This window comes from Neobacillus camarae (genome assembly GCF_054950115.1).
The window spans coordinates 368,952-392,475 of the sequence record NZ_JBUCKX010000005.1 but is presented as its reverse complement, the minus strand read 5'-3'; the positions used below and the strand labels follow the sequence as shown (position 1 = coordinate 392,475).

At 41.8% G+C, this 23,524-nt stretch carries 26 protein-coding genes, 1 tRNA gene and 1 pseudogene; 19 read left to right on the top strand and 9 right to left on the bottom strand.

Annotated features, from left to right (window positions below):
- Nucleotides 1–85: 85 nt before the first annotated feature.
- The 4 genes from ACY8D0_RS26770 to ACY8D0_RS26755 all read left to right on the top strand — a co-directional run bounded on the left by ACY8D0_RS26770 (nucleotide 86) and on the right by ACY8D0_RS26755 (nucleotide 2,821).
- On the top strand, nucleotides 86–694 hold the full coding sequence (locus tag ACY8D0_RS26770) for a flavin reductase family protein (protein ID WP_462413499.1): 609 nt from the start codon (nucleotides 86–88) through the stop codon (nucleotides 692–694).
- Between the two features lie 51 nt (nucleotides 695–745).
- Nucleotides 746–1,363 (top strand): alpha/beta hydrolase, encoded by a 618-nt coding sequence (locus tag ACY8D0_RS26765; protein ID WP_462413498.1) that lies wholly within the window; start codon nucleotides 746–748, stop codon nucleotides 1,361–1,363.
- Between the two features lies 1 nt (nucleotide 1,364).
- Nucleotides 1,365–2,333 carry a ring-cleaving dioxygenase gene (locus ACY8D0_RS26760; RefSeq protein WP_462413497.1) on the top strand — a complete coding sequence of 323 codons (969 nt, stop codon included), beginning with the start codon at nucleotides 1,365–1,367 and terminating at the stop codon, nucleotides 2,331–2,333.
- Nucleotides 2,334–2,473: 140 nt separating this feature from the next.
- Complete coding sequence (locus tag ACY8D0_RS26755) at nucleotides 2,474–2,821, top strand: hypothetical protein (RefSeq protein WP_462413496.1); 348 nt, start codon at nucleotides 2,474–2,476, stop codon at nucleotides 2,819–2,821.
- A gap of 186 nt (nucleotides 2,822–3,007) precedes the next feature.
- Here the strand turns inward: ACY8D0_RS26755 and ACY8D0_RS26750 are convergent, their stop codons facing one another.
- On the bottom strand, nucleotides 3,008–3,718 hold the full coding sequence (locus ACY8D0_RS26750) for a hypothetical protein (RefSeq protein WP_462413495.1): 711 nt from the start codon (nucleotides 3,716–3,718) through the stop codon (nucleotides 3,008–3,010).
- A gap of 222 nt (nucleotides 3,719–3,940) precedes the next feature.
- Between ACY8D0_RS26750 and ACY8D0_RS26745 the strand changes: the two genes are divergently transcribed.
- Nucleotides 3,941–4,879, top strand: coding sequence for a ring-cleaving dioxygenase (locus ACY8D0_RS26745; protein WP_462413494.1), 939 nt, complete (start codon nucleotides 3,941–3,943; stop codon nucleotides 4,877–4,879).
- 143 nt (nucleotides 4,880–5,022) lie between these two features.
- On the opposite strand, the gene ACY8D0_RS26740 is transcribed toward ACY8D0_RS26745, so the two are convergent.
- Nucleotides 5,023–5,109 (bottom strand) — tRNA-Ala (locus tag ACY8D0_RS26740).
- Between the two features lie 62 nt (nucleotides 5,110–5,171).
- Nucleotides 5,172–5,735, bottom strand: coding sequence for a CBO0543 family protein (locus ACY8D0_RS26735; protein WP_462413493.1), 564 nt, complete (start codon nucleotides 5,733–5,735; stop codon nucleotides 5,172–5,174).
- A gap of 199 nt (nucleotides 5,736–5,934) precedes the next feature.
- On the opposite strand from ACY8D0_RS26735, the gene ACY8D0_RS26730 reads away from it, so the two are divergent.
- From ACY8D0_RS26730 to ACY8D0_RS26705, 6 genes are all read left to right on the top strand, one after another.
- Nucleotides 5,935–6,702: an SDR family oxidoreductase gene (locus tag ACY8D0_RS26730; RefSeq protein WP_462413492.1), complete on the top strand. Its 768-nt coding sequence runs from the start codon at nucleotides 5,935–5,937 to the stop codon at nucleotides 6,700–6,702.
- An 86-nt stretch (nucleotides 6,703–6,788) separates the two neighbouring features.
- Entirely contained in the window at nucleotides 6,789–8,375 is a 1,587-nt protein-coding gene (locus ACY8D0_RS26725; RefSeq protein ID WP_462413491.1) for an amidohydrolase, read from the top strand.
- 115 nt (nucleotides 8,376–8,490) lie between these two features.
- On the top strand, nucleotides 8,491–9,138 hold the full coding sequence (locus ACY8D0_RS26720) for a GAF domain-containing protein (protein ID WP_462413490.1): 648 nt from the start codon (nucleotides 8,491–8,493) through the stop codon (nucleotides 9,136–9,138).
- A 24-nt stretch (nucleotides 9,139–9,162) separates the two neighbouring features.
- Nucleotides 9,163–9,522: a helix-turn-helix domain-containing protein gene (locus tag ACY8D0_RS26715; protein WP_462413489.1), complete on the top strand. Its 360-nt coding sequence runs from the start codon at nucleotides 9,163–9,165 to the stop codon at nucleotides 9,520–9,522.
- A 245-nt stretch (nucleotides 9,523–9,767) separates the two neighbouring features.
- Nucleotides 9,768–10,925 carry a sensor domain-containing protein gene (locus ACY8D0_RS26710; RefSeq protein WP_462413488.1) on the top strand — a complete coding sequence of 386 codons (1,158 nt, stop codon included), beginning with the start codon at nucleotides 9,768–9,770 and terminating at the stop codon, nucleotides 10,923–10,925.
- Nucleotides 10,926–10,981: 56 nt separating this feature from the next.
- Complete coding sequence (locus ACY8D0_RS26705; RefSeq protein WP_462413487.1) at nucleotides 10,982–11,818, top strand: EamA family transporter; 837 nt, start codon at nucleotides 10,982–10,984, stop codon at nucleotides 11,816–11,818.
- Between the two features lie 114 nt (nucleotides 11,819–11,932).
- On the opposite strand, the pseudogene ACY8D0_RS26700 reads toward ACY8D0_RS26705, so the two are convergent.
- Nucleotides 11,933–12,241, bottom strand: a pseudogene (locus ACY8D0_RS26700) (thioredoxin family protein).
- 107 nt (nucleotides 12,242–12,348) lie between these two features.
- Complete coding sequence (acpP, locus tag ACY8D0_RS26695; protein ID WP_462413486.1) at nucleotides 12,349–12,576, bottom strand: acyl carrier protein; 228 nt, start codon at nucleotides 12,574–12,576, stop codon at nucleotides 12,349–12,351.
- 264 nt (nucleotides 12,577–12,840) lie between these two features.
- Here acpP and ACY8D0_RS26690 point away from each other — a divergent pair, with 264 nt between their 5' ends.
- Together ACY8D0_RS26690 and ACY8D0_RS26685 are read left to right on the top strand one after the other, a co-directional pair.
- Complete coding sequence (locus ACY8D0_RS26690; RefSeq protein WP_462413485.1) at nucleotides 12,841–13,002, top strand: DUF255 domain-containing protein; 162 nt, start codon at nucleotides 12,841–12,843, stop codon at nucleotides 13,000–13,002.
- Between the two features lie 35 nt (nucleotides 13,003–13,037).
- On the top strand, nucleotides 13,038–14,915 hold the full coding sequence (locus ACY8D0_RS26685; RefSeq protein ID WP_462413484.1) for a thioredoxin domain-containing protein: 1,878 nt from the start codon (nucleotides 13,038–13,040) through the stop codon (nucleotides 14,913–14,915).
- 5 nt (nucleotides 14,916–14,920) lie between these two features.
- Here the strand turns inward: ACY8D0_RS26685 and ACY8D0_RS26680 are convergent, their stop codons facing one another.
- Both ACY8D0_RS26680 and ACY8D0_RS26675 read right to left on the bottom strand, forming a co-directional pair.
- Nucleotides 14,921–15,256, bottom strand: coding sequence for a hypothetical protein (locus ACY8D0_RS26680; protein WP_462413483.1), 336 nt, complete (start codon nucleotides 15,254–15,256; stop codon nucleotides 14,921–14,923).
- Nucleotides 15,257–15,324: 68 nt separating this feature from the next.
- The gene (locus tag ACY8D0_RS26675) at nucleotides 15,325–16,491 is read right to left on the bottom strand and encodes an MFS transporter (protein WP_462413482.1); all 1,167 of its coding nucleotides are present in this window, start codon (nucleotides 16,489–16,491) and stop codon (nucleotides 15,325–15,327) included.
- A 234-nt stretch (nucleotides 16,492–16,725) separates the two neighbouring features.
- Between ACY8D0_RS26675 and ACY8D0_RS26670 the strand changes: the two genes are divergently transcribed.
- Genes ACY8D0_RS26670 through ACY8D0_RS26660 form a run of 3 tightly spaced genes read left to right on the top strand, consistent with a single transcriptional unit; the run spans nucleotide 16,726 to nucleotide 19,912 of the window.
- Nucleotides 16,726–17,493, top strand: a complete 768-nt coding sequence (locus ACY8D0_RS26670; RefSeq protein ID WP_462413481.1) for an ABC transporter ATP-binding protein — start codon at nucleotides 16,726–16,728, stop codon at nucleotides 17,491–17,493.
- Entirely contained in the window at nucleotides 17,480–19,405 is a 1,926-nt protein-coding gene (locus tag ACY8D0_RS26665) for an FtsX-like permease family protein (protein ID WP_462413480.1), read from the top strand. The genes ACY8D0_RS26670 and ACY8D0_RS26665 overlap by 14 nt, the downstream gene beginning before the upstream one ends.
- A gap of 57 nt (nucleotides 19,406–19,462) precedes the next feature.
- Nucleotides 19,463–19,912, top strand: coding sequence for a hypothetical protein (locus tag ACY8D0_RS26660; RefSeq protein WP_462413479.1), 450 nt, complete (start codon nucleotides 19,463–19,465; stop codon nucleotides 19,910–19,912).
- 230 nt (nucleotides 19,913–20,142) lie between these two features.
- Here the strand turns inward: ACY8D0_RS26660 and ACY8D0_RS26655 are convergent, their stop codons facing one another.
- Together ACY8D0_RS26655 and ACY8D0_RS26650 are read right to left on the bottom strand one after the other, a co-directional pair.
- Nucleotides 20,143–21,126: an ATP-binding protein gene (locus ACY8D0_RS26655; protein WP_462413478.1), complete on the bottom strand. Its 984-nt coding sequence runs from the start codon at nucleotides 21,124–21,126 to the stop codon at nucleotides 20,143–20,145.
- A complete protein-coding gene (locus tag ACY8D0_RS26650) occupies nucleotides 21,123–21,797 on the bottom strand; it encodes a response regulator transcription factor (protein WP_462413477.1) in 675 nt (224 codons plus the stop codon). The genes ACY8D0_RS26655 and ACY8D0_RS26650 overlap by 4 nt, the downstream gene beginning before the upstream one ends.
- Nucleotides 21,798–21,968: 171 nt before the next feature.
- Between ACY8D0_RS26650 and ACY8D0_RS26645 the strand changes: the two genes are divergently transcribed.
- From ACY8D0_RS26645 to ACY8D0_RS26635, 3 genes are all read left to right on the top strand, one after another.
- A complete protein-coding gene (locus tag ACY8D0_RS26645) occupies nucleotides 21,969–22,475 on the top strand; it encodes a hypothetical protein (RefSeq protein WP_462413476.1) in 507 nt (168 codons plus the stop codon).
- A gap of 199 nt (nucleotides 22,476–22,674) precedes the next feature.
- Nucleotides 22,675–23,148 (top strand): hypothetical protein, encoded by a 474-nt coding sequence (locus tag ACY8D0_RS26640; protein ID WP_462413475.1) that lies wholly within the window; start codon nucleotides 22,675–22,677, stop codon nucleotides 23,146–23,148.
- Nucleotides 23,149–23,240: 92 nt separating this feature from the next.
- The gene (locus tag ACY8D0_RS26635) at nucleotides 23,241–23,504 is read left to right on the top strand and encodes a spore germination protein (protein WP_462413474.1); all 264 of its coding nucleotides are present in this window, start codon (nucleotides 23,241–23,243) and stop codon (nucleotides 23,502–23,504) included.
- Nucleotides 23,505–23,524 lie beyond the last annotated feature (20 nt).

Here is a 23,524-nt window from a genome sequence, read left to right as displayed (position 1 = left end):
TATACGATTCCTTTTTGATTTTGTCTTTCTTAGAGTGTTAATGTTTATTTAAAGTGTCCATTCACGTAAGAAAGGGATGATTTTCTTGTTATCCATCGACCCATCTATCCAAACAGAAAGAGATAATTATAAATTGTTAATCGGAAGTATTATTCCAAGACCGATAGCATTTGTAACTTCCCTGTCAAATGAAGGGATCATTAATGGGGCTCCGTTTAGTTATTTCAACGTGGTTTCATCCAATCCGCCACTGATTTCCTTATCAATTGGCCGTTCCAAGGGCCGACTAAAAGATACAGCCAGAAACATTGTAAACAAGAAAGAATTTGTGATTCATATCGTCGATGAAATCAATGTGGAAAAAGTAAACCAAACGGCTGCAAGCCTTCCGCCTGATGAAAGTGAAGTGGATCTCGCAGGCTTTACTCCGATTCCCAGCCTGAAGATCTCCGTTCCAGGAATAAAAGAAGCCAAATTTCGAATGGAGTGTATCTTAGAAAAATCACTAGAATTGGGCGACAGGGAGTCAACAAGCTGCGATTTTATGATTGGAAGAGTGGTTCAATTTCACATAGACGAGGCGATTTATCAAAGTGGAAGGGTGGACCCTCGGGGGTTGGCTGCAGTTGGACGATTGGCAGGTCATGATTATGCGAAAATCGGAGAAATATTTTCAATAGAAAGGCCAAAATAGGTTTAGGATAGTTAGAAACAGTAACCTTTAAATGGGAAAGGGGATTAATAAATGAAACATATCTTCCAAAAAGGGAAAGATTCGTCACGGCCAACCTTGCTTCTGCTCCACGGAACGGGTGGTAACGAATTGGATTTACTTCCACTCGCGGGAATGATTGATGACCAAGCTTCTGTCTTGAGTGTTCGTGGGAACGTGTTAGAGAATGGCATGCCACGTTTTTTCCGGCGTCTCGCAGAAGGGGTTTTTGATATCGAGGACTTGATTTTTCGAACAAAAGAATTGAATGATTTTCTTGATGAAGCAGCCCAGAAATATGAATTTGATCGGAATGCAATATTGGCCATCGGCTATTCTAATGGGGCCAATATTGCCGCCAGTTTATTATTCCATTACCAAAACGCGTTAAGCGGGGCAATACTCCATCACCCCATGGTGCCAAGAAGAGGAATAGAGCTTCCTGATTTGTCAGGAAAATCGGTGTTTATCTCGGCTGGAACCAATGACCCCATTTGTCCGCAGGAAGAATCGATTGAACTGGAATCGTTAGTAACCAGTGCGAATGCACAGGTGGAAATGCATTGGGAAAACCGTGGCCATCAATTGACCATCGATGAGGTACATGCGGCTGCGGCTTGGTACAAAGAAACCTATTTAGGGGGCAAATAGGATGGAATTATTAGGGCTGCACCATGTCTCCATTTTGACCGGCAAAGCGGAAAGAAATTACGAATTTTATACAAAAGTCCTTGGCATGCGCTTGGTTAAAAAGACTGTTAATCAAGACAACACCGAATCGTATCATCTCTTTTATGCGGATGCGGAAGGAACACCGGGAACGGAAGTCACTTTTTTCGACATTCCCGGATTGGGCCATACGTATCACGGGACTTCCGATATTTCCACCGTTTCATTACGCGTGAAAAACACGGACTCTTTGCAATTCTGGAAAGACCGATTTGACAGTTTTCGTATTGGTCATGGTGACATTGAACAACGGGCCAATCGTGACACCCTGGATTTTCAAGATTTTGAAGGAACTTCTTTAAGATTGGTTGCGGATAATGGTGAACAAGGCGTGCGGGCAGGGGTACCTTGGAAGCGGGACGATATTCCGCCCGAACACGCGATTATTGGTTTAGGGCCGGTTACATTAACTGTCTCTATGAGTGAACCCACCATTGGCGTGTTAACCGAGGTGATGGGTTTTCGCTTTGTGGGGTCCTATCCTTCTGGTACCGGGATTCACCAGGATATTAGGGTTTATGCGACAGGCGAAGGGGGAAGCGGAGCAGAGGTCCATATTGAAACACGGCCGGATCTTCCGAAGGCTCGTTTAGGCCGCGGCGGGGTTCATCATGTCGCCTTCCGAGTCCCAAATGAAGCAGAATACGACCAGTGGGCGGAGCGGTTAAAAGAACACCGTCTCCCGAATTCAGGAAAAGTGGAAAGATATTATTTTAAGGCATTGTATTTTAGGGAGCCGAATGGTATCTTGTTTGAATTGTCTACGGATACACCTGGGTTTGCGACGGATGAGCCAATGGAAACAATGGGCCAGTCACTTGCATTGCCGCCATTTTTAGAACCGCGCCGTAATAAGATTGAAGAGAAATTGCGCCCTTTACATTTGGATTAATATGCACATTTGGTAAAAGGCAGCTTTTTCAGCTGCCTTTTTTAATAACCCTCGTTTAATATCAACATTATTCTAACGTGATATAATGGTATATTGGATAGTCATTTCATTAAGCATTGTTAAGAAAGGTCGTTGTAGAAATGGATTCATCAAACAGCAGAGATTTATTGTTGCAGCAAGGAAAGAATGTATTGACCAGCATGAAGGATTTATTGCATGCCGCTGACAAAAAAGGCAAGGCACGTTCTGACCTATATGAAAAATTTTGTGCCAATTTGCATTCGTTTAATGTTTATACATATATGGATCCTTCCATTGAACAAATGAAAGAAGTCCAAATATGGATACAAAAATTGGAGTCGTTCAGTGCTATCTTTGCGGAGGTAAGTACTGACTTCGAGGTAAAAATAGATGTAAAGTCTGTTGAAACAACCTATCAAGACATTTTGACTGAATTTAACAAGTTGGATAAAGTTCTAGGATTCTAAGAACTCAAGGGAAATGCCTGGCCATGAGTTAAAAAGGGTAAAGTAAATGGTGCCCAAATGGCCCAAGCTGGGCTAAAAAGTGATTAGGGTAAAAAGGGAGCGTTCCAATCGCCCGAGACGAGTCAAAAAGGTTGAAAAGGGTAAAAAGGGAGCGTCCCAAAGTCTTAAGCTGCCTTGTTAGTTTTTCTATGGTTTGTCAGGAATAAATGTCTTGATTTCATCAGCCAGAATTGAGGTATCCCAAGGGTGCCAAAAATAGGTTTGGCCGTCAAACTGTAAATCATATTTATAGGCAATCGGTCCGTCCGTATATAAAACCGTTTCATAGTAGAGGGGATCTCCTTGGCTGGTATCAGGTTGGAAATTGGGGTTCTCTTGACTGTCCTGTAATAGTTGAAGAAATTTTTGCCGCTCTTCTGGTTGAGTGATTTCTGCTATCTTTTGAGTTCCTTGATCTGTATAGGGGTGATAAATTTCAATTCGGGTAACTTTGTCGCTTGGCATATCCTTATAATGCCATTGGTACTCCATTTCATCGTTCGAATAATACACTCGATATCCATTCAAATCGGTTGAAGATTTGATTGCGAGTAAATTCGGATTGTCTTTAATTGAGTAGATTTCTGTCCCTTTAGGGTGAAAGGCCGCGTCTCCGTCTTTAGTTTTATAGCTGGGATTGTCGACATTGTCCGCTACTTGGAACTTGACAGCCCCTATTTTTTCCCCGAGATATTTTTCATCGGATAAAGTCCCTTCATAAATCCCCTGATACTCTTTTCCATTCCATTTGACAAAATCAACCCAATCAATAATCGTACGGCTTTCATAAGGTGTGGAACGGCAGGCGGTAAGAAAGAATAGTCCCACAATCAAAACAAATAGCCCTAGTTTTTTCAATAAGATCCCTCCTTTATTTTAATGGACGAAATGTATGGTTATTTATTTCACTTTCTTTAATGTCAACGGAAGATAGCCATATTTTACCATTAAAATTTAACGGTTGACTAAAAATTAAAAGAGTTTTAAAATTATCTTGAATTAAAGATATATTAAATCGAAATATATTGATATGAAAACAGGGGCAAAATACGGTTATACGTTGTTATGGGAGGGGATTTTATGAGTAAGAAAACGCGAGGCATACACCATATTACAGCTATTGTGGGTCATCCCCAGGAAAATGTAGACTTTTATGCTGGGGTATTGGGTTTGAGATTAGTTAAAACTACCGTCAATTTCGATGATCCCGGGACCTATCATTTTTATTTCGGGAATGAAGAGGGCAAACCGGGCACCATTATCACATTTTTTCCATGGCCGGATGCATATAGGGGAAGGATTGGCGACGGCCAGGTGGGCGTGACCACCTACGTAATTCCAAAAGGATCGATGGATTTCTGGGAAGAAAGGCTGAACAAATTTAACGTACCAATCACAAAATTGGAACGTTTTGATGAACAGTATCTAGAATTTGATGATCCTCACGGGCTTCACTTGGAGCTAGTCGAAAGAGAAGAAGGGGAAGCCAATACTTGGGTGTTTGGCGGAGTCACTCCTGAGGTTGCCATTAAAGGCTTTGGCGGGGCAGTCTTATTATCGTCTCAGCCAGAAAAGACCATGGACCTATTGGAAAAATTGATGGGACTCGACTTTGTTGGAAAAGAAGAAGATTTCGTCCGTTACCGCGCTGCCGGGGAAATAGGCAATATTATTGATGTAAAATTAACTCCGGTTGGCCGTGGATCCATGGGCGTGGGTACAGTTCACCATATTGCCATGCGGGCTGACAATGATGAGGATCAATTGGATTGGAAGAGGTACCTGCAGGCAAATGGGTACGGCGTGACCCCAGTGAAGGACAGAAACTATTTCAATTCCGTTTATTTTAGAGAACATGGGGAAATTTTGTTTGAGATTGCCACCGACCCGCCAGGTTTCGTTATTGATGAACCGAAAGAAAGTTTGGGAGAAAAATTGATGCTGCCGACCCAATTTGAGCCGCATCGGGACCAAATTGATCGTGTGTTGCTTCCTATTGAGGTTAGGGAGCTGGATTAGACCCAGGACTCAGTCCTGGTTTTTTTTTTTGTAACCATTCCAACCGCCGGTAACAGCATTAAATTTGACACCGGAATCCTTTGGAAGACACTCATTATACAACAGATAAAGAGCGCTCCATATAGGAGCGCTCCAGGTTTGATAGGACTTGATGGGATTTTAACCCATAAGATGCACATATCACACAGGTGAGTGCGATACAGCTGCTCTAAACATTGAGCTACAAGTCCTGTTATTAGTATAGAATAAATGGATGGATTTATTCCTGCATCGTCCATTTATCTTAAAAAAATCATTTCTGCTGAAATGTTTTTTCATATGTACTCCGGTTTGTTAACCAATGACAAAACATATACATAAGGGCATAAATGGGAACAGAATAGTAGTATTCCCAGCCGGTCAGCACATAAAAACCGGACCATGAGAAGATTGGTTCACCAACAAAACTGGTTAACAAACCGTGAAAGATCCCTTTTTTCCATGGGGCAATATGAGGTTTTGTTTGTATCAAAAACATAATCGAAACAGGCAGCATACAAAAATTAAACGGCAGCCAGGCGGGGAAAGATGGAGTCAATTTTCCCGAATAGTACCACAACCCAAGCGCGGTGCCCACGTAATCCAAACAAACGGAAATCAAGATGGCAAAAATACCAGCATACAAAAGGCGCTGGGTACTGTCTTTTTTTCGATAAAAGATCCAAAATGCCCATGATCCGGCGGACAATGCAAAGGCAATCCACCAGTCCCAATGAAATAACGTTTCTTCCAGCCACAACCTTCCAAAATCTTGATGAAGTTCATGAAACCTGTAAAAAAGTTCTCCAACCTGTTTGATTTTTTCTTCTTTATTCATCACTGCACCCCATATGGCACAACATTCAAATCTGCAGATAGTTTTCGCTCTTAGTCATCATGTTATTCTGAAAGACATTTTCACCAAATGTTCATCAATTCTATGAAAAATAATCAATTCAAGGTGTAAGCGACAAGCAGGAAATACCTTATAATGAGGTAAATACTATCAGTTTGTTGAAAAAGTGAGGGAGCCAGCGATGAAACACGTGGTCATTACAGGGAGTACGAGGGGAATTGGATACGGACTGGCACAAGAATTTTTAAAAGCGGGATGTAAAGTAACGATTAATGGCAGAAGTGATGCAAGTGTTGACCATGCATTAACTGTACTTGGGGAATCTTATCAAGAATCCGTTTGCGGTTTTGCAGGCAGCTCAGAAGACCGAAATTCAATGGAAAGGCTCTGGAATCAGGCTGAAGACCATTTTGGCAAAATTGATATCTGGATTAATAACGCCGGTATCGACCAGGCAAGAAAGTATTTTTGGGAAATGGACGCATCGGACTATGATCAGGTCCTGCGGACAAATCTATTGGGAGTCATGAATGGATGCCATGTAGCATTCCAACACATGTTGAAACAAGGGGAGGGACAAATTTATAACATGGAGGGTTTCGGCAGCAATGGCATGATGCGGGAAAAGATGACCATCTACGGAACTTCTAAAAGTGCGATTACCTATTTTACACGCTCATTGGCTATAGAAGCAAAGGATACCCATATCAAAGTTGGAAGGCTGAGCCCTGGCATGGTGGCCACAGATTTTTTAAGAAAATCACTGGATGAACACAACCAAAAAATCTTCAACATTTTAGGGGACAAGGTGGAACCGGTTACGAAATTTCTTGTGGCAAAGATTCTCGAGAACCACAAGAACAACGCGAACATTAAATGGCTGACCAACCCAAAAGTCATGTGGCGTTTTACCAAATCCCTCTTTGTAAAAAGAGATATCTTTCATTAAAAAAAGCACAAATAGATTATTAACCAACCTTTTGATAGTATAGAAGATATGGAAAATTAAAAATAGCTAGATAAAGGTGATCAGGAATGAAACAATTATGGCACGGCGGAAAAATCTACACCATGGAGAAGGAACTGGATACCGTAGAGGCAGTTCTCACGGATGATGATAAAATTCTCGCGGTGGGCAGCTATCAGGAACTCAGTCCCCAAGCAGAAGAGGAAATCGACCTGCAGGGTGCTGCGATGTACCCTGGGTTCGTCGATAGTCACCTGCATATCATATATCAAGGCGAAAAGCTGATTAGGCTTGACTTAACGAAGGCCAAGTCAGCGGAGGAAATGCTTCAGATAGTGAAGGATGCAGCAGAGTCCACTCCTCCGGACCAATGGTTGTTTGGTGAAGGGTGGAATGATAACCTATTTCCGGATAAACGCATTCCAACAATGAACGAGCTTGACGCCATTCGAAAACAACCCATTTTGTTAACAAGGGTTTGCCACCATGTTGTGTTAGCCAACTCAGCGGCCCTGGCAGCCGGGGGCATAACCGAAACAAGCCAGCCTCCTGCAGGTGGGGAATTTGGCAGGGATGAACAAGGAAAATTAAATGGCCTTTTATATGACCAGGCGGCCAATGCGGTAACGAATGCGATTCCAAAGGAAGGGGATGCGTATATCGATTACTTAACCGAAACAGTTAATCTAGCGATTGAGGACATGCTTTCTTATGGTTTAACCGGCGGCCATACGGAGGATATGAATTATTTTGGGAGGTTTACCAATCCGCTCACCGCTTTCCGTCGAGTTGTCGGTGAGAAACACCATTTTAGAATCAATTTGCTGCGACATCATGCGGTCTTTAAGGAAATGATGGAAGCGAATGCCCCATATGACGAGCCATTCATCGAACCGGGCGCAATGAAAATTTTTGCGGATGGTGCGTTAGGCGGTGCAACTGCCGCATTATCCAAGCCCTATTCGGACAGACCCAATCAGAAGGGCTTGCTCATTCAAACCGATGAAGAGTTGGAATCTTTGGTGAAGCTGGCGCGTGAATACGATGAAGCGGTTGCTGTGCATATCATTGGTGATTCGGCAGCAGAACAGATTCTGAATGCTATTGAAAAATACCCGCTGACCAACGGTAAACGCGACCGTTTGATCCATTGCTGTGTATTGCGGGAAGACTTGGTGGAAAGAATGGAAAAGCTGCCGGTGGTTCTCGATCTTCAGCCTGCTTTTGTCCCGTCCGATTTTCCGTGGGTGATGGAGCGGCTCGGTACGGACCGGCTGGAATGGGCATATGCGTGGAAGAAATTAACCGACCGTGGATTTATGTGTGCGGCAGGAACGGATGCCCCTATTGAAGACATTAATCCGCTTGTCTCGATTTATGCAGCCGTTGAACGCAAAAAACCGGGTGATTCCCATGATGGTTACCAGCCCGAAGAAAAGCTGTCCCGGTTTCAAGCGATTCAGATGTACACGGTTGGCAGTGCCCAGGCTATTTGCAAAGAACATGAACGGGGTCTAATCAAACCCGGCTATTTGGCCGATTTTTCAATTTTTGACCGAGATTTATTGGATGGAACTTCTGAAGATATGCTTAAAGCAAAAGCTTTGAAAACTGTGGTAGCCGGACGGATCGTATTTGATAGACAAAATTATTAAGAATAATACTAAGTAGAGGCACTATAAGTAGTGTCTCTTTTTTTTTGTGCATGAATAGGGAGGAACACTTTCGGTAAACTATGAAAAGGAAGTATTTAACAAACAAGGAGGAGCTATGGAATTAGACTCTAAACTGGTGGTTTCTTTAAAGAAATATAATGCAAATAAGAAAATCAGAGAGATGCTTACCACCATTAATCCTATGTTGGTCAAGAAAGAAACCAATATTCGTGTTCACTTAGAGGCGCTTATTGACGATTTCATTACACAGGAAGAGTTCAAAGTAATTGAAATGAAAATGAAACTGGGAGAACTATGCTTGGATTTGGAAAAACATATACCGGATAGCTATGTGACGATGTTATTTTATTGCCCAGAGGAAAACAAAATCTATCATGGTGCTGGACCGCAATTTCCTGTAGCATTTTTTGATTTCTTTTTTGAAATTAATAAGTTAAATGCTTTTGACAGCCAGTGCGGTTCTTGTGGTTCCGCTGTCCATCAGCGTAAAGTGGTGATTACCGATATTTTATCCGATCCGCTATGGGGGCCATTCCGTGAGCATTTTTCCCAGCATGGATTTCAAACTGGGTGGTCCATTCCTTTTTTTAGAAATCAAGCGGTTATTGGCACATTTGCCATTTATCATAAGTTCCAGAAGAAGGTCAGCAAAAAGGAAATCCAACTGGTACAACAAAAAGTCTCCGAGTATCAAGATGTTATTTATTTTATGTCTGAACAATATCTGGCTAAAGAGGCATAATGAAACATAAGGATGGTTATGAAAATGTTTGGCGAACGCCTTAAAGAACTAAGACTAGAACAGGGTTTAACGATGGAGGAGGCGGGGAGGAGACTGGGAATAAAAAAGTCCACCTATGCGTCTTATGAATCGGAATACCGGCAGCCTCCCTTAGAAAAATTAAAAGGATTCTCCAAACTATTTGGAGTATCCGTCGATTATATTTTGGGGCTCACAGATGAGCGGAACACGGAGGAGTCACTACAATACAAATTGAAGGATGCGTGCATAAAGAGAGGTTTTCATTGGGATGGCAAGGATCTTCCAGAAGATGTTTTGCTTTTAATCAGTCAAGTGGTAGAAGAACGTTCACAACAACAATGGAAACAATACAAGGAAAGCTAAAATGGTTTTTAAGCGGGTATATAAAAGTCTCCAATTTATGCAGTGCATAGGCTGGAGACTTTTTTTTGTAAAGTAAAACTTCAACTGACCCTTTGCAGTTGTTATTATGAGTTTTCTTCATGTATTTAGGCTAATTTCTGTCTACTTAACGCATACTACCATCAGTGTTTACTTTCCGTGACCCTTAAGGTAAAGGGGGAACTTTTTTTCATAAGCGAATGAATTTTTATGAAAAGAGGATCGATATGAATACTCCGATTGATCGAGTTTTTCGCACCATGTTAGAGGATTCCATGGCTGGTTCCTATATCTGGCAGGATAACAAATTGGTTTACGTTAATCCAATATTAGCGGAAATACTGGGTTTTGAGCCCAAGGAAATATGTGGCCAAGAGGCCATCCTGCACTACGTATTGGCTCCTGCCGAATTAGAAAAAATCCGTAAAAAGGCGGCAAAAACTTTGACCGGGGAACAGGCAGATGACATCTTTCAAATACAAATCAACAACCATCAGGGTAACAGGCTGGTGCTTGACATTTACTCCAAAATGACGACGTATCAAAACAGGCCCGCCATTGTGGGCATTGTGATTGATGTGACCAAACAAAATAGCCTTTATTGTCAAAATGCAGAAAGAGATATGGAAAAAGAATTATTGAAAGCATTAGAACGTCAAGAGTTTTTTCTGCACTATCAGCCAAAAATTAATGCCCGTTCGGGAATGGTGGTGGGAACAGAGGCATTACTTCGGTGGAGAAACCCCTCCTTGGGCTTGGTTCCCCCTGGTGATTTCATCCCCCTTGCCGAAGATCTCGGTGATATTGTCTCCATTGGGGAATGGGTACTAACAGAGGCTTGCCGGCAAAATAAACAATGGCAAAGTGACGGGTTTCGGCCCATCCGTGTAGCGGTTAACGTATCTGCCCATCAATTTTATCAAAGCAATTTTGCGGAAACCATCCACAAGGTGTTACATCAAACCGGACTACAAGCAAGGTGGCTGGAAATTGAATTAACCGAGGGAACCCTGATACAAGATGGGGAAACGGTGATTGAGAGCCTAAAAACCATCAAGGATATGGGAGTATATATCAGTATTGATGATTTTGGAACAGGATACAGTTCCCTTAGTTATCTGAAACGCCTGCCCATTCATTCCTTAAAAATTGACCGTACCTTTATAAAAGAAATTAACAAAAATGAAGATAATAAGAAAATTACCGAAGCGATTATTCGCCTAGCACATAGCTTAAACATGAAGACTGTTTGTGAAGGAGTAGAAACCTTGGGTGAATATCAAACCATAAAGTCCTTACATGCTGATGAAATACAGGGCTATTATATTAGTAAACCAATTTCGGTTAAAGAACATGTTCCGTTTTTTTCGAAAAAGATATTGTGAAATAATCGTTTTGTATTAGAATAAAGGAGGATGAAAAAAGAGAAAGAAGGAGCAACATGTGGATCGCAGCTGCTTTTGTCACCATGTTTTGTTTTGGTGTGAATAATATTGTTTTTAAATGGAGTACCGGGAAAGGCGTTTCTAAAGTACATATTCAGTTTTTCTTTTATCTTGCTGCTTTTCTGCTTTCAATCGGTTATGGAATGTTAGTTGGCATTACACGATTTAGCCTTATTTCCGTTGTACTTGGGGCTATGATTGGGATCCTCAATGCGAATGGGAATATTCAAATGTCCAAAGCGTTTGAAAATGGTCCGGCCAGCCTTACCTCACCGTTAATTGGTATGAACACAATTATTCCGATTATAAGTGCTGCTTTAATTTTTCACGAGCATATTTCGTTAATTCAATGGATGGGCATCATGTTAATGCTTGGTTCAGCTGTCATCATTCAATATTCGCCATCCGTTGCGGCCAATACTCATTATTTGCCTTGGTTAACACGGATTTTGCTGGCGATTTTTTCGTTCGGAATACTGGGAATTCTTATGAAAACAACCTCTTATTTAAACATTAACTCGTTAAATACCTTAATTTCCATGTATGGCGGCGGGTGTGTATACCTGGCTATCAATAGTTTCGTAAGGAGAGAAAAATGGCTTGGATACGAAGCCAAAACTGGGACCATTGTAGGCTTGATAAGCGTAATCGGCTATGCCAGCTACTTTTTTGCGTTAAATACGGGTACCGCCAGCATTGTGTTTCCAATCGTTAGCTTAAATTGTTTAGTCGTCGTCCTCGGCGGGTGCTGGCTTTTTAAAGAAAGGTTAAAAACGTATCAAATGATTGGGGTTCTTTCGGCTTTGTTAGGAATATTATTTACGAAAATATAGATGGGCCTGATGACAAATCCCATCAAACGAACTCTTGAAATTAGAAAAAACAGACGATCATTCTCGTCTGTTTTTATTTTTAGCTTTTTACTCCATTGAAGGTTTTCTGTTGCATCACGCCATTATGGCCTCATAAATTCTTTTTATTTTCTCGTAAAAAAGATCCATGTGAACGATCCGCGCTTCCCGCAATAGTTCTTTTCCTTCAGCAAATAATAATAGGACTGGGACAGTGAATATTTGAAAATAACCTGCTAGTTCGGTTACCTCACCAGCATCTATCATTCCACATTGAATGGCCGGAAAATCCTTTAAAACTTCCTCAACCTGAGGAAGTAGTGCATGGCACACGCTTCAATTTTGTTTTAAAACATACAGAAAACTAAGTTGGTGATGGTTGATAAAATGTTCCACTTGTTCCATTGAACGCAATTCTTTCACTCATTCTCAACTCCAGTAACATGTAAGGTTATTCATATGTTACCTCAAGATACCGGTTTTATTTGGAACATATCGGCTATCTGTTATTTTTAACGTTTTTCAATATAGTTAACAACATCGCCGACTGTTTGAAGTGTCGCGGCCACTTTGTCGCTAATTTCAATAGCAAATTCGTCTTCGATTTCCATTGTCATGTTCACCATATCAAGCGAATCCGCTTCGAAGTCTTCCTTGAATGATGAATCCATTCGGATATTCTCCATTTTGACACCCAATTGGTCTGCAATAATAGGCCTTAACTTTTCGAAAGTAGTCATTGTGTCATCCTCCTAACAATTCATAACTACCATTATAACAACCAGATTAACAAGGTAAAACATAAAAGTATTGCCAATGAATGGTTATAAAGGGAAACTTCTGTTATCTATAAAGGGAAGTAGGAAATAAAGTACAGATTGAAATAGAGAAAATGGCAGCAAGGTACTAGAGGTGGCGTTATATATGATTCTTTCCGTGTTATGTGTTCTCTTCAGGGGAAGATTAATCAAGAAAAAGTCCATTTTGTGAAAGAAGGTGATCCCATGCCGACAAATAAGAAACCCAATAGATTAATCGCTGAAAAATCCCCTTATTTATTACAGCATGCCCATAACCCGGTGGACTGGTTTCCCTGGGGAGAAGAAGCATTTGTAAAAGCGAAACGTGAAAACAAGCCTGTTTTCGTATCTATTGGGTATAGCTAATGTTGGTATAAAGCACATGTCATTGGTGTCATGTCATGGAACGTGAAAGTTTTGAAGATGAAGAAGTGGCTGCCTTAATAAATGAACGGTTCGTATCGATTAAAGTGGACCGGGAGGAACGGCCGGACCTTGATTCTATATATATGACCGTTTGTCAGATGATGACGGGTCACGGCGGCTGGCCGATGAGTGTTTTTATGACTCCGGACAAGGTCCCGTTTTACGCCGGTACCTACTTTCCAAAGGAGCCCCGGTACGGTCAGCCGGGATTTAAACAACTTATCGCAGGATTATCTGCCAAATATCAACAGGACCCCGGACATATCGAGGAAGTCACAAACAGTGTATTGGAAGCCTTGCACCCCAAGAACCAGGGAGAGGCCTCGTACCGGTTATCCAAAAATGTGATAGACCAATGTTACGAACAATTTGTGGAGTCGTTTGACGGCAAATACGGCGGATTTGGGGAGGCCCCTAAGTTCCCTATGCCGCATTCGCTGATGTTCCTGCTCCGTTATTATAAATATAGCGGTGATGAGCATGCCCTGGATATGGTGACAAGGACACTGGACGGTCTAGCAGCGGGCGGCATTTATGACCATATCGGTTTTGGTTTTTCCCGTTACTCCACGGACGAAATGTTCCTTGTACCGCATTTTGAAAAAATGATTTATGATAATGCTCTCCTTGCTATGGCTTATACGGAAGCCTTCCAAATTACAAAGGATGAACGTTTCAAGAAAATAGCCGATCAAATCCTGACCTATGTGCTACGGGATATGCAGCATTCCGAGGGAGGTTTTTACTCCGCAGAGGACGCGGATTCTGAAGGAGTGGAAGGAAAGTTTTATGTTTGGTCACCGGAAGAGGTCATTTCCCTACTCGGGGAAGAACTAGGAGGGGTATATTGCCAAGTATACGATATCACCAAACAGGGGAATTTTGAGGGTACAAATATTCCCAATCTGATTGGTATGGATGTCCGGCAATTTGCCCTCCAACACGGACAGGATGCGGACACCATAATGGGGCAATTGGAGCAAGCGAGGAACCAGCTGTTTCACCATCGGGAACAGCGCGTCCATCCTTATAGAGATGATAAAATTTTAACCTCTTGGAATGGATTGATGGTTGCAGCATTGGCAAGGGCGGGAAGAGTGTTTGCCAGGAAAGACTATCAGGATGCTGCGGAAAAAGCAATGCGCTTCATTGAGGAAAAATTGGTCATCGATGGTCGGCTCATGGTTCGCTATTGTGACGGAGAAGTGAAAAATAAGGGATTTATTGATGAGTATGCCTTCCTCCTGTGGGCTTTCATCGAATTGTATGAAAGCACATTAAACCTGGACCATTTGCAAAAGGCAAAAACCTTAACCGGAAATATGCTGGATTTGTTCTGGGATGAGCAAGAAGGCGGTTTCTTCTTTACCGGAAATGACAATGAGGAATTGCTTGTCCGCCAAAAGGAGGCCTATGACGGGGCGATTCCATCGGGAAATAGCGTGGCCGCCCTGCAAATACTCAGACTTTCGAGGCTGACGGGTGATTTTGAATTGGAGGAAAAAGTGCAGCGCATTTTCCAAGCGTTTGACGAAGATTTAACCCTGTATCCCACCGGCCATACTTTCCTTCTGCAGAGCTATTTACTCACGCAAATGGGCATGAAGGAAGTAGTGGTGTTAAATGCCTCCGGTGCGGGGGCATTGGTATCAGCCCTGCAACAAGACTTTTATCCGGAGATTACGTTTTTGATTGGCGATGAACAGGAAAAACTGGCGGCCATTGCCCCATTCACGAAAGACTATCACCCGATTGATGTCCTTCCCACCGTATACGTTTGTGAAAACTTTGTCTGCAGCCAGCCGTTGACGGACGTGGCCAAGGCATTGGATTTGATAAATAAAGACCGCTGAATAAATCAGCGGTCTTTATCCTTGCTATAGTCCCAATATTTCAATGTATCTTCTTTACCCGTTGGCTCGTTGCTGATGATTTTTCCATCCTTGTCCCGAACAATTTCATATTCTTCGTAGGTCTCGATCATGTACCCGTCTTTCTTTTCTGTTTTCTCCAATTTTTCCACGACCTCCGTCTCATCCTCAGATGGCTGTACATCGACAGGCTGCACCCTTATCGGCTGATCGGCGGTATATGAATGATTGATATTGATAATGGAAAAAGGCGAATCCAGATAAGCGGCGAGACCAAGTGTAACGACAAGCAGACTAACATACATAATGGGTTTTTTCTTCATGATCAGGTCTCCTTCGATCACTAAATCTCCTACCTCATTTTATGCATGTCCTGTCCCAACATATTCCACTAAGATTCGTAAGGAAGATTAGGCCTGCTGCTCTGCGGCCGGAAAACAAGAAACAGTAGAAACGCTACTGCAGTAATGATCATTCCCGATATATAAGGAAGGCCCGCCCCCAGCAGATATAGCCAGCCGCCCAAGGTAGGCCCGATAATCCTGCCGAGAGAATCAAAGGATGACAATAGTCCTGTCGTACTGCCATGATTGCTGGACATTTTGGTCAGCAGGGAAGAGACACTCGGGCGAATGACGCCATTTCCGAGTCCGAAAATGGTTAAGTAAATCGCGGCTGTCGTAAAGCTATGGACCAATAGAATCAATCCAAACCCGATGGCGGAAACAATCATCCCGCCTAGAATGACGGTATTTTCACCATACTTTTTCGTTAATTTCCCCACTAAACCGCCTTGAACAAAGGCACTGCCCAATCCCATAATCATAAATATGTAGCCTAACTGAGTGGCATCCAAGCCGGCCTTTTTATCGGCAAAGTAGGCAAAAGTCGCTTCCAGCCCTGCTAAGGACAATGATATCAACAATTGCACCAGAAACAGAATGGAATTGGCAGCTTGAAATGACTTCCATAGGGATTGCTGCTTTGCCTGTTGGGAACCGTCCTTTTGTTTGGACTCTTTTAACAGAAGAAACACAAGGAGCACCGTAATGAGGGAAGAGGCACTCGCGATGTAAAACGGCATGTTTAAGCTGAATTTGGAGAAAATCCCCCCGATTGCCGGCCCGAACACGAATCCCAAACCGGTAGCGGCCCCAACAATTCCCATGCCTTTTCCGCGGTTTTCTTCGGTTGTAATATCAGCCACGTAGGCCATGGCAGTCGGCATATTGGCTGATGAAAGAATCCCGCCGATGATCCGCGCTACAAACAGCATCCATAAGTGGGTGGAAATCGCCTGAATAAAGAAGGAAAGGGCGAGTCCGGCAATTCCCACCATCATGACCGGTTTTCGGCCAATCCGATCAGAAACTTGTCCCCAAATGGGCGCAAAAATAAATTGCATCAACGAATAAACGGACATCAACAGGCCTAATTGTGTCGAGTTTGCCCCGATTTCTTCTGCATAAAAGGGTAAAACCGGAATTATGATCCCGAAGCCAACCATTACCAAGAACATCACGATAAACAAAATCGGTAACGCCGTCTTTGTTTGCAAAACTTTCTTCACTCCTCTCTAGTCGTGCATGGCTTCTCTATGATAGATAATGAGGTTCATACACCATTATGCACTGGCAATGTCTTCCTATGCAACAAATTCAAAACTTTCCGTTCGGTTCCTTACAAAAATGTAAGGAAAAGAAGAAAAAACGTAAGGATTTGTTATGGTAAAGATATCCTTATTTTTTTATGATAAAGATAAGAAATTTAACAAAAAAAGGATGAGAATAGCATGGAAACCATTTTAGAAGCAAAGGGAGTCAATAAGGTATACGGTTCAAGGAAATCGCCATATTCTGCCATTCGCGATATTGATATTACGATAGTAAAGGGTGAATTTGTCGGGGTGATGGGTCCATCTGGTGCAGGGAAGTCTACCTTGCTTAATGTTTTGTCGACGATTGAACCGGCAACCTCCGGGATGATTCAAATTAACGGTACCAATTTGACTAAAATGAAGGAAAAAGATTTAACCGATTTCAGAAGGGAAGAGATGGGGTTTATTTTTCAGGATTATAACTTATTGGATACCTTGACGGTGGAAGAAAATATTTTGCTGCCGCTGACTTTTTCCAATTTATCCGCTGCGCAAATGAAATCAAGGGTATCGGATTTGTCCAAGCGTTTCGGGATTCTTGAAATTTTAGAAAAATATCCGTATGAAATATCAGGCGGGCAGCAGCAGAGGACCGCCGTTTGCCGGGCCATTGCCTGTGAGCCTAGTATTCTCTTTGCGGATGAACCAACGGGCGCACTTGATACGAAATCCGCCTTTCAATTACTGCAGACACTATCTTCGTTAAATCAGGTTCAGCAGGCGACAATCATGATGGTCACTCATGATCCCTATGCGGCAAGTTTTTGCTCGAGGATATTGTTTATTAAGGATGGAGCCTTGTTTACCGAAATCCGCAAAGGAGAACAAAGCAGGGAACAAATCTACCAACGAATCTTGGATATTCTTGCAACGATAGGGGGCGGACAATATGACGCTGTATAAGCTGGCGGGCAAAAATATCCGCCTGAACATTAGAAAGTATTTGCTATATCTGTATTCGATGGTTTTTAGCGTGGCGATTTATTTTACATTCGTCTCGCTGCAATATAATCAACAATTGGTCAACCAAACTGTGACACTGGGAAAAGTGGAATCGGCTTTTTTTGCGGCATCCATCGTGCTGGTGATATTTTCGGGGATATTCGTTTGGTATTCGAATTCTTTTTTCACCAGAACCCGGAAAAAAGAAGTAGGATTGTATGCCTTGTTTGGCATGAACCGGAAAAAAATCGGCTGGCTGCTGTTTTATGAGAATATGATCATCGGCTTGCTTGCCTTGGTTATGGGGGTGGGTGCCGGGCTTTTGTTTTCAAAACTATTTGTCATGATGATTTTTAAACTAATGGGCTTCCGAATCGATATTGTCCTGACCATTTCGAGGACCGCTTTCATACAGACCATCCTTGTCTTTTTGGTGATCATCACGATCACCTCGATACATAGTTATCGGCTAATCTATCGTTTTTCTCTGTCAGAGCTGTTTAAGGGAGAACGGAAGGGAGAGCGAATTTCCAAAGGAAACCCAATCGTCGGGATTATGGGGTTAGTGTTCCTCGGCTTTGCCTATCTGCTCATCATGAATCCTGAGGGAATAACGATGATCCACAACACAGGTACCCGGCTCATCACCGCCACGATCGTCTTAATAATCGGATCTTACTTTTTTATGAGTTCATTTTCCGTTTACTTGTTAAATCGATTGAAGCGGGTGATGCCTGTCTATTTCAAAGCGAGGAATCTTTTAAGCATTAGCCAGATTGTTTATCGAATAAAAGGCAATGTGTTGGTCCTGACGGTGATTTCCTTGCTGACAAGCATGACCTTGCTGGTTTGCTCGTTTGTGTTTGGGCTTTACTATCAGGTTGATTCGATAACAAACCGGGACCTTCCTTATAGCTATGTGTTTAATTTAAAAAATGACCAAGCGAATCAACAGCTCCGCGACCTTATTGAAAAAGATTCAAGAAACCATCTTGATTATCGCGCTGAAATTGAATATATACCCGTTAAATCGGACCCGGCTAATTCCCAGCTTGTCCCAGAGGTTTTTCAAATGATGTTGATACCGGAAACAGAATTTTATAAGCTCTTGAAGCAAAGGGGCCAGTCAGAGACGATATCAATTGGCAATGATGAAGCGCTCTCGTTTTTCGATGGCAGCTTGGATGTGAAAGCCGATAAGTATACGGGGAAACAGTTAACCGTTGCAAACGGCAAGAAGTTGACCATAGCGGAATACAAATCCTACAGCTTGCTTAATCAGGGCGAATTGCTGGCGCCATTTGTCATTAGTGATGGACTTTACGATCAGTTGAAAAAAGAGCAAGCTGCGGAAAAACTCTATCTCTATAAGATTTCCAATCAGAAATCCCTTAACTCTCTTGATCTTAATTTACGTAAAATCGTGGAGCCGCTGATGGCCGGACAGGAGGAACCGATTTATTCCAGTTTTTATGAGAACTATCACCGTGCCCTTGAAACCTATGGCCTGATGATCTTTATCGGGGGATTCCTCGGTCTTGTGTTCCTAATTGCCACCGGCAGCATGATCTATTTTAAACAGTTAATGGAGGCTTCCGCGGATAAAGGCCGCTATCGAATTTTAAGGAAAATCGGTGTCCCTGATACGGAAATCAAGAAAACGGTTCAGCGCCAGGTGGGGTTCGTGTTTGCCCTCCCGCTGCTGTTGGCCGTCGCGACAAGCGGCATCAATACGTTTGTCATTGCTGACTTTTTACAGTTTCCTTTGCAGGTTCCATATATCTTGGTTCTTACCGCCTATCTCGTGATTTACTCTATTTATTTCCAAATGACAAGTTACGGTTATTTAAGACATATAAAAACAATCTCCTGAACAGGTAACGTGATTGGTTTTTAGGTATAAAATTACATTTTAAAAAGGGGAAAACTTATGAAGAAGATCTTAATCACTTTGATTGTATTCATTGCCCTAGTTGCAGGTGGTTATATGGTTATGGGGCAATTCAGCAATAAACCACCAATACCAACAATTAGCGTTGGAGAAAAAAAGGTAGAAGTTGCGCGCGGTTCGTATTGCTGGAAAGGGTTCATACATGTTGTTTGTGCCGATACCATTTCTCCCCCGGGTCTTATTAAAAGTCAAAATCTCAAGCCGGTTGTGGTAGCACCAGAATCTAAATTGCAAATTGAATACAGAAAAGAGCCTATACAAAATACGTTAGTTGTAAATAGATGGCTTGCAAATGAAAACACAGAAACTGTACAAATGAAAGATCATGTGGTGGTTTTGCCAGAAGAAAAAGGGATATATGTGTACGAAGTATCGGGAAGATGGAAAAAAGGCGATTCAAGATATGCTTGTGTGATTGAGGTTCGGTAGTGAAAATAAAATGAAATCAGTTAAATAGGGGCTGTCCATTAAGGGGTCTGACTCCACGCCTAGACCAATATATAGAACGGTATTTTTAAAAATATCCCCATATATTGTGGAGTGGTTTCTGACCCCTTTGCTTTTTGGACAGCCCCTTTCTTGTGCCATAAACACTGTTAAAGAGGGCTCGACTTTTATGTGAATTTATTTAAAAAACGAATCCGTCCCTTAAAGGGAGCTTATAGTTGATGATAAGGATCCGACATTTCAGGAAAATCCAAAATGACTTGTGTTCCTTTGCCGACGGAAGAATCAATCGATAATGGATGTCCAAGCTTTTCTGCCGTTTTCTTCGCCAAATAAAGGCCCATACCGGTGGAACGCTGATGGGTTCTGCCGTTTATTCCGGTAAAGCCTTTATCAAACACTCGGGGAAGATCTTCTGGCGGGATACCGATGCCCGTGTCAAGAATCACAAGCTCACGGGATTCGGGATTTAGTTGAATCGTAATTTTTCCTCGCTCGTTAGTATACTTAAGCGAGTTAGATAGTATCTGGCGGATGATATAGGTCAAACCTTTTTTATCACTTAAAATTGCCATGGGAGCAAGTTCAAGCTGGATGGCGATTTTTCGTGAAATAAACGAATTTGACTCTTGCTTAATGATCTCTTTTATCAGCTTTTCCAATTCAATTTCTTGTATCAGATAATCTTTATTAAATTCATGGAGTCTTGAAAAATAAAGTGCTTGTTCTACAAACCCCTCGATTTTATTGAGTTCTTCCTGCAGACTTGGAGAATCGATTTGTGTTTGCAGCAATAATTGGCTCACCGCGATCGGTGTTTTGATTTCATGAAACCATAGGGTCATAAACTCCAGCTGTTCTTTAGAACCCATATTACGGTCGTGTATTTGTTTTAGGTAATTTTCTTCCACCTGCTTAAAGGAATCGAAGTAGATTTGCTGTTCATGGCTAACCTTAGTGGGAAGGGTCACCAGATTAAGGTTTTTCCATTTCTCCAATTGTTGTTTTTTAGCAAAATAGGAGATGGTAAAATATATATTAAAAATCAGCACAGAATTCCCAACCAGATAGAAGTAATTGTTTGCGGTAATCCTTAAGGAAGGTTCTACGGTAATCAAAATAGAAATAAATAATAGGATGAAATAAAACGTCAAAAGCAGCCATTTTTGGTCGGAACAATACTGCCTATAAGTCATGGCACGATATACCCTTGGCGTTTTTTCGTTTCGATCAAATAGGGGAGTCCCATGTCTTCCAGTTTCCGGCGCAATCTTGCAATATTAACGGTCAGGGTATTATCATCAATGAAATTCTCGCTCTCCCAAAGGACCTGCATGATTTCATCACGCGAAACAATGGAATTCTTCTTTTTCATAAGCAGATAAAGGATTTGATATTCGTTTTTGGTAAGGTCCAGTTCTTCGCCTTGATAGGAAATGCTTCCCTTTAGAATATTAAGGATAAGCCCATTGTGCTCGATGTATTCTTGTTCGGCGTTTTGATAGGTATAAGTTCTTCTTAATAAGGCGTTTATTTTTGCCATCAGCACCTCAAGGGAAAATGGCTTTTGGATAAAGTCATCCCCACCCATGTTCATGGCCATGACAATGTCCATGTTTTGGGTCCGGGAGGAGATGAAGATAATCGGCACATTGGATTGCCCGCGGAACTTACTGCACCAATAGAAGCCGTCATAGACCGGGAGATTAATATCCAATAAGACTAAATGAGGCATGGTGTCTGCAAATTGCTTGTCCAAAGTATCAAAGTCCGTTATATTAATAGGATCAAATTTCCACTTTTTTAAATAATCATAAATGATCGAACTAATCTTGGGGTCATCCTCGACAATCATTACTTTATACATACCATGACACCTGCTTCTATGTATTTGTTTTCATTATACTAAGAAAAGAAAGATTGGTAAATATTTTCAAAAACTAGGAAAATAGTCCGATTTTGATATTCCTAATATTGGGTAAATTTGGTATGATTACCTTAAGGTGAGGTAAGAATCTATCAATTTAGGGATGATATCATGAAAAAAAAATGGGAGAAAGTAATCGACCCGAATAACAAGTATGGCGGTGCGTTCATTTTAGGGGATAAGGATATAGAATTGCCGCCAGATGCCGTTGTTTCAGTGACCAGAGGTGAGCAATTTAATATTCCCCGTCTGGTGATCAATGGATTTTTAAATCAAATGATCATGAAGGCAATGAGCAAGAATGAGAATTTGCTATATGCAGAACTGAAGGGACAATTGGAGGGCGGCATTGGCCAGACCATGACAGTATGGAAAGCAGGAAGAGAAATGAATTCCTTCCGGACGAGCGGTGTTCATAACGTCGCAAGGAAGTTTTTTAGCTGGGTCTTCTACAGTGGCAAGGTTCAATCCTATTTTCTGACATGGAAAGCAATAGGACACATCCCGACCTATGAAGAAGCCTCAGAAATTGTCACCACCTACGGGAGACATTTTGATGGAGGAAGGCTCGTTCGTAAAGCTTCGCAACCGCCTAGAATAGATAAAAAGCCAAGCTGATTGTCATAAAACAAAACGGCCACATACGAAACAATGTGGTCGTTTTTTCTGATTAAATAGCTTTTCTGCAAGTGATTATACGGTTAATTGTGACCATTCTTCTACATTCCAAACCTTAGATGACCCAATCCTTATAAACTTTTTAAATGAATATACCATCGTGGAAAAAGGGTACATTAAATTAAAAAAGGAACGGAATATGATTGGACTTATATTGGCCATTATTGTATTTAACTTTTTTGCCTTTACCGGCAAGAAATCTCTAACTGGAAATCAAATGCTGCACATTTGGACCTTTACTGTGGCATTTCAGACCTTGTTTGATTTATTTATTGAATTTAAATATCATGCTTATTGGTATTTTGACAAGGAGGTGGATTGGGCAGGGATATTGCCCCACTTGTTCATCGTTCCCCAAGCCAACTTTCTTTTCCTGAAATGGTTTCCTTATGGTGCGGAACGAATAAAAAAAGTATTATTTATAATCGGTTTTGTTATTTTTATCCTCCTATATGAGATAGTAACCCTCCTTCCCGAGCCATGGGGCTATTTCCATTATGGTTGGTGGACCATTTGGCATGCGGTCATTATTGATCCCATTCTGTTGATCATCTTATTGGGGTATTATAAATGGGTATGCAAACTCGAAGAACGGGCTGTCCGTAAATATTAATGAGAAAAATAAGGAATGAGTCCCTGATGAAATGGCATAAGCAACTTTAGAACTTGTACATATATTATTGGTGTGATGAGGAGGGGAATCTTTTGGCCGCAAATCTCGATGGGGTTTCAATCGGCACCGTTTCCGGAGGAATTGTGAACTTCGGAGGGGCGATTTATATTTCTCCTGTTTCGATTACGAATAGCACTACCGGTTCGGGTTCTGAGAATACCGGACAAGCTGTGGCAACGAAATCAGGGGGTGGAGGAACGGGTACCGGCACAGGAATTTCCAATCAGGGGCTACACCCAGGACTCCAGCAAGGTGTCGCAAGTTTAATGGAAGTAATAAGACGGAGCCTAGTCTGACTCCGTCTTGTTTTTTATTG

Bases quoted from the DNA above. Each gene is read 5' to 3' on its own strand.
- ACY8D0_RS26650 (WP_462413477.1), bottom strand. From the start codon at position 21,797: ATGTATAAAGTAATGATTGTCGAGGATGACCCCAAGATTAGTTCGATC.
- ACY8D0_RS26720 (WP_462413490.1), top strand. From the start codon at position 8,491: ATGGAATTAGACTCTAAACTGGTGGTTTCTTTAAAGAAATATAATGCA.
- ACY8D0_RS26765 (WP_462413498.1), top strand. From the start codon at position 746: ATGAAACATATCTTCCAAAAAGGGAAAGATTCGTCACGGCCAACCTTG.
- ACY8D0_RS26710 (WP_462413488.1), top strand. From the start codon at position 9,768: ATGAATACTCCGATTGATCGAGTTTTTCGCACCATGTTAGAGGATTCC.
- ACY8D0_RS26705 (WP_462413487.1), top strand. From the start codon at position 10,982: ATGTGGATCGCAGCTGCTTTTGTCACCATGTTTTGTTTTGGTGTGAAT.
- ACY8D0_RS26685 (WP_462413484.1), top strand. From the start codon at position 13,038: ATGGAACGTGAAAGTTTTGAAGATGAAGAAGTGGCTGCCTTAATAAAT.
- ACY8D0_RS26680 (WP_462413483.1), bottom strand. From the start codon at position 15,256: ATGAAGAAAAAACCCATTATGTATGTTAGTCTGCTTGTCGTTACACTT.
- ACY8D0_RS26660 (WP_462413479.1), top strand. From the start codon at position 19,463: ATGAAGAAGATCTTAATCACTTTGATTGTATTCATTGCCCTAGTTGCA.
- ACY8D0_RS26735 (WP_462413493.1), bottom strand. From the start codon at position 5,735: ATGAATAAAGAAGAAAAAATCAAACAGGTTGGAGAACTTTTTTACAGG.
- ACY8D0_RS26665 (WP_462413480.1), top strand. From the start codon at position 17,480: ATGACGCTGTATAAGCTGGCGGGCAAAAATATCCGCCTGAACATTAGA.
- ACY8D0_RS26725 (WP_462413491.1), top strand. From the start codon at position 6,789: ATGAAACAATTATGGCACGGCGGAAAAATCTACACCATGGAGAAGGAA.
- ACY8D0_RS26655 (WP_462413478.1), bottom strand. From the start codon at position 21,126: ATGACTTATAGGCAGTATTGTTCCGACCAAAAATGGCTGCTTTTGACG.
- ACY8D0_RS26670 (WP_462413481.1), top strand. From the start codon at position 16,726: ATGGAAACCATTTTAGAAGCAAAGGGAGTCAATAAGGTATACGGTTCA.
- acpP (WP_462413486.1), bottom strand. From the start codon at position 12,576: ATGACTACTTTCGAAAAGTTAAGGCCTATTATTGCAGACCAATTGGGT.
- ACY8D0_RS26760 (WP_462413497.1), top strand. From the start codon at position 1,365: ATGGAATTATTAGGGCTGCACCATGTCTCCATTTTGACCGGCAAAGCG.
- ACY8D0_RS26640 (WP_462413475.1), top strand. From the start codon at position 22,675: ATGATTGGACTTATATTGGCCATTATTGTATTTAACTTTTTTGCCTTT.
- ACY8D0_RS26690 (WP_462413485.1), top strand. From the start codon at position 12,841: ATGCCGACAAATAAGAAACCCAATAGATTAATCGCTGAAAAATCCCCT.
- ACY8D0_RS26730 (WP_462413492.1), top strand. From the start codon at position 5,935: ATGAAACACGTGGTCATTACAGGGAGTACGAGGGGAATTGGATACGGA.
- ACY8D0_RS26645 (WP_462413476.1), top strand. From the start codon at position 21,969: ATGAAAAAAAAATGGGAGAAAGTAATCGACCCGAATAACAAGTATGGC.
- ACY8D0_RS26745 (WP_462413494.1), top strand. From the start codon at position 3,941: ATGAGTAAGAAAACGCGAGGCATACACCATATTACAGCTATTGTGGGT.
- ACY8D0_RS26755 (WP_462413496.1), top strand. From the start codon at position 2,474: ATGGATTCATCAAACAGCAGAGATTTATTGTTGCAGCAAGGAAAGAAT.
- ACY8D0_RS26715 (WP_462413489.1), top strand. From the start codon at position 9,163: ATGTTTGGCGAACGCCTTAAAGAACTAAGACTAGAACAGGGTTTAACG.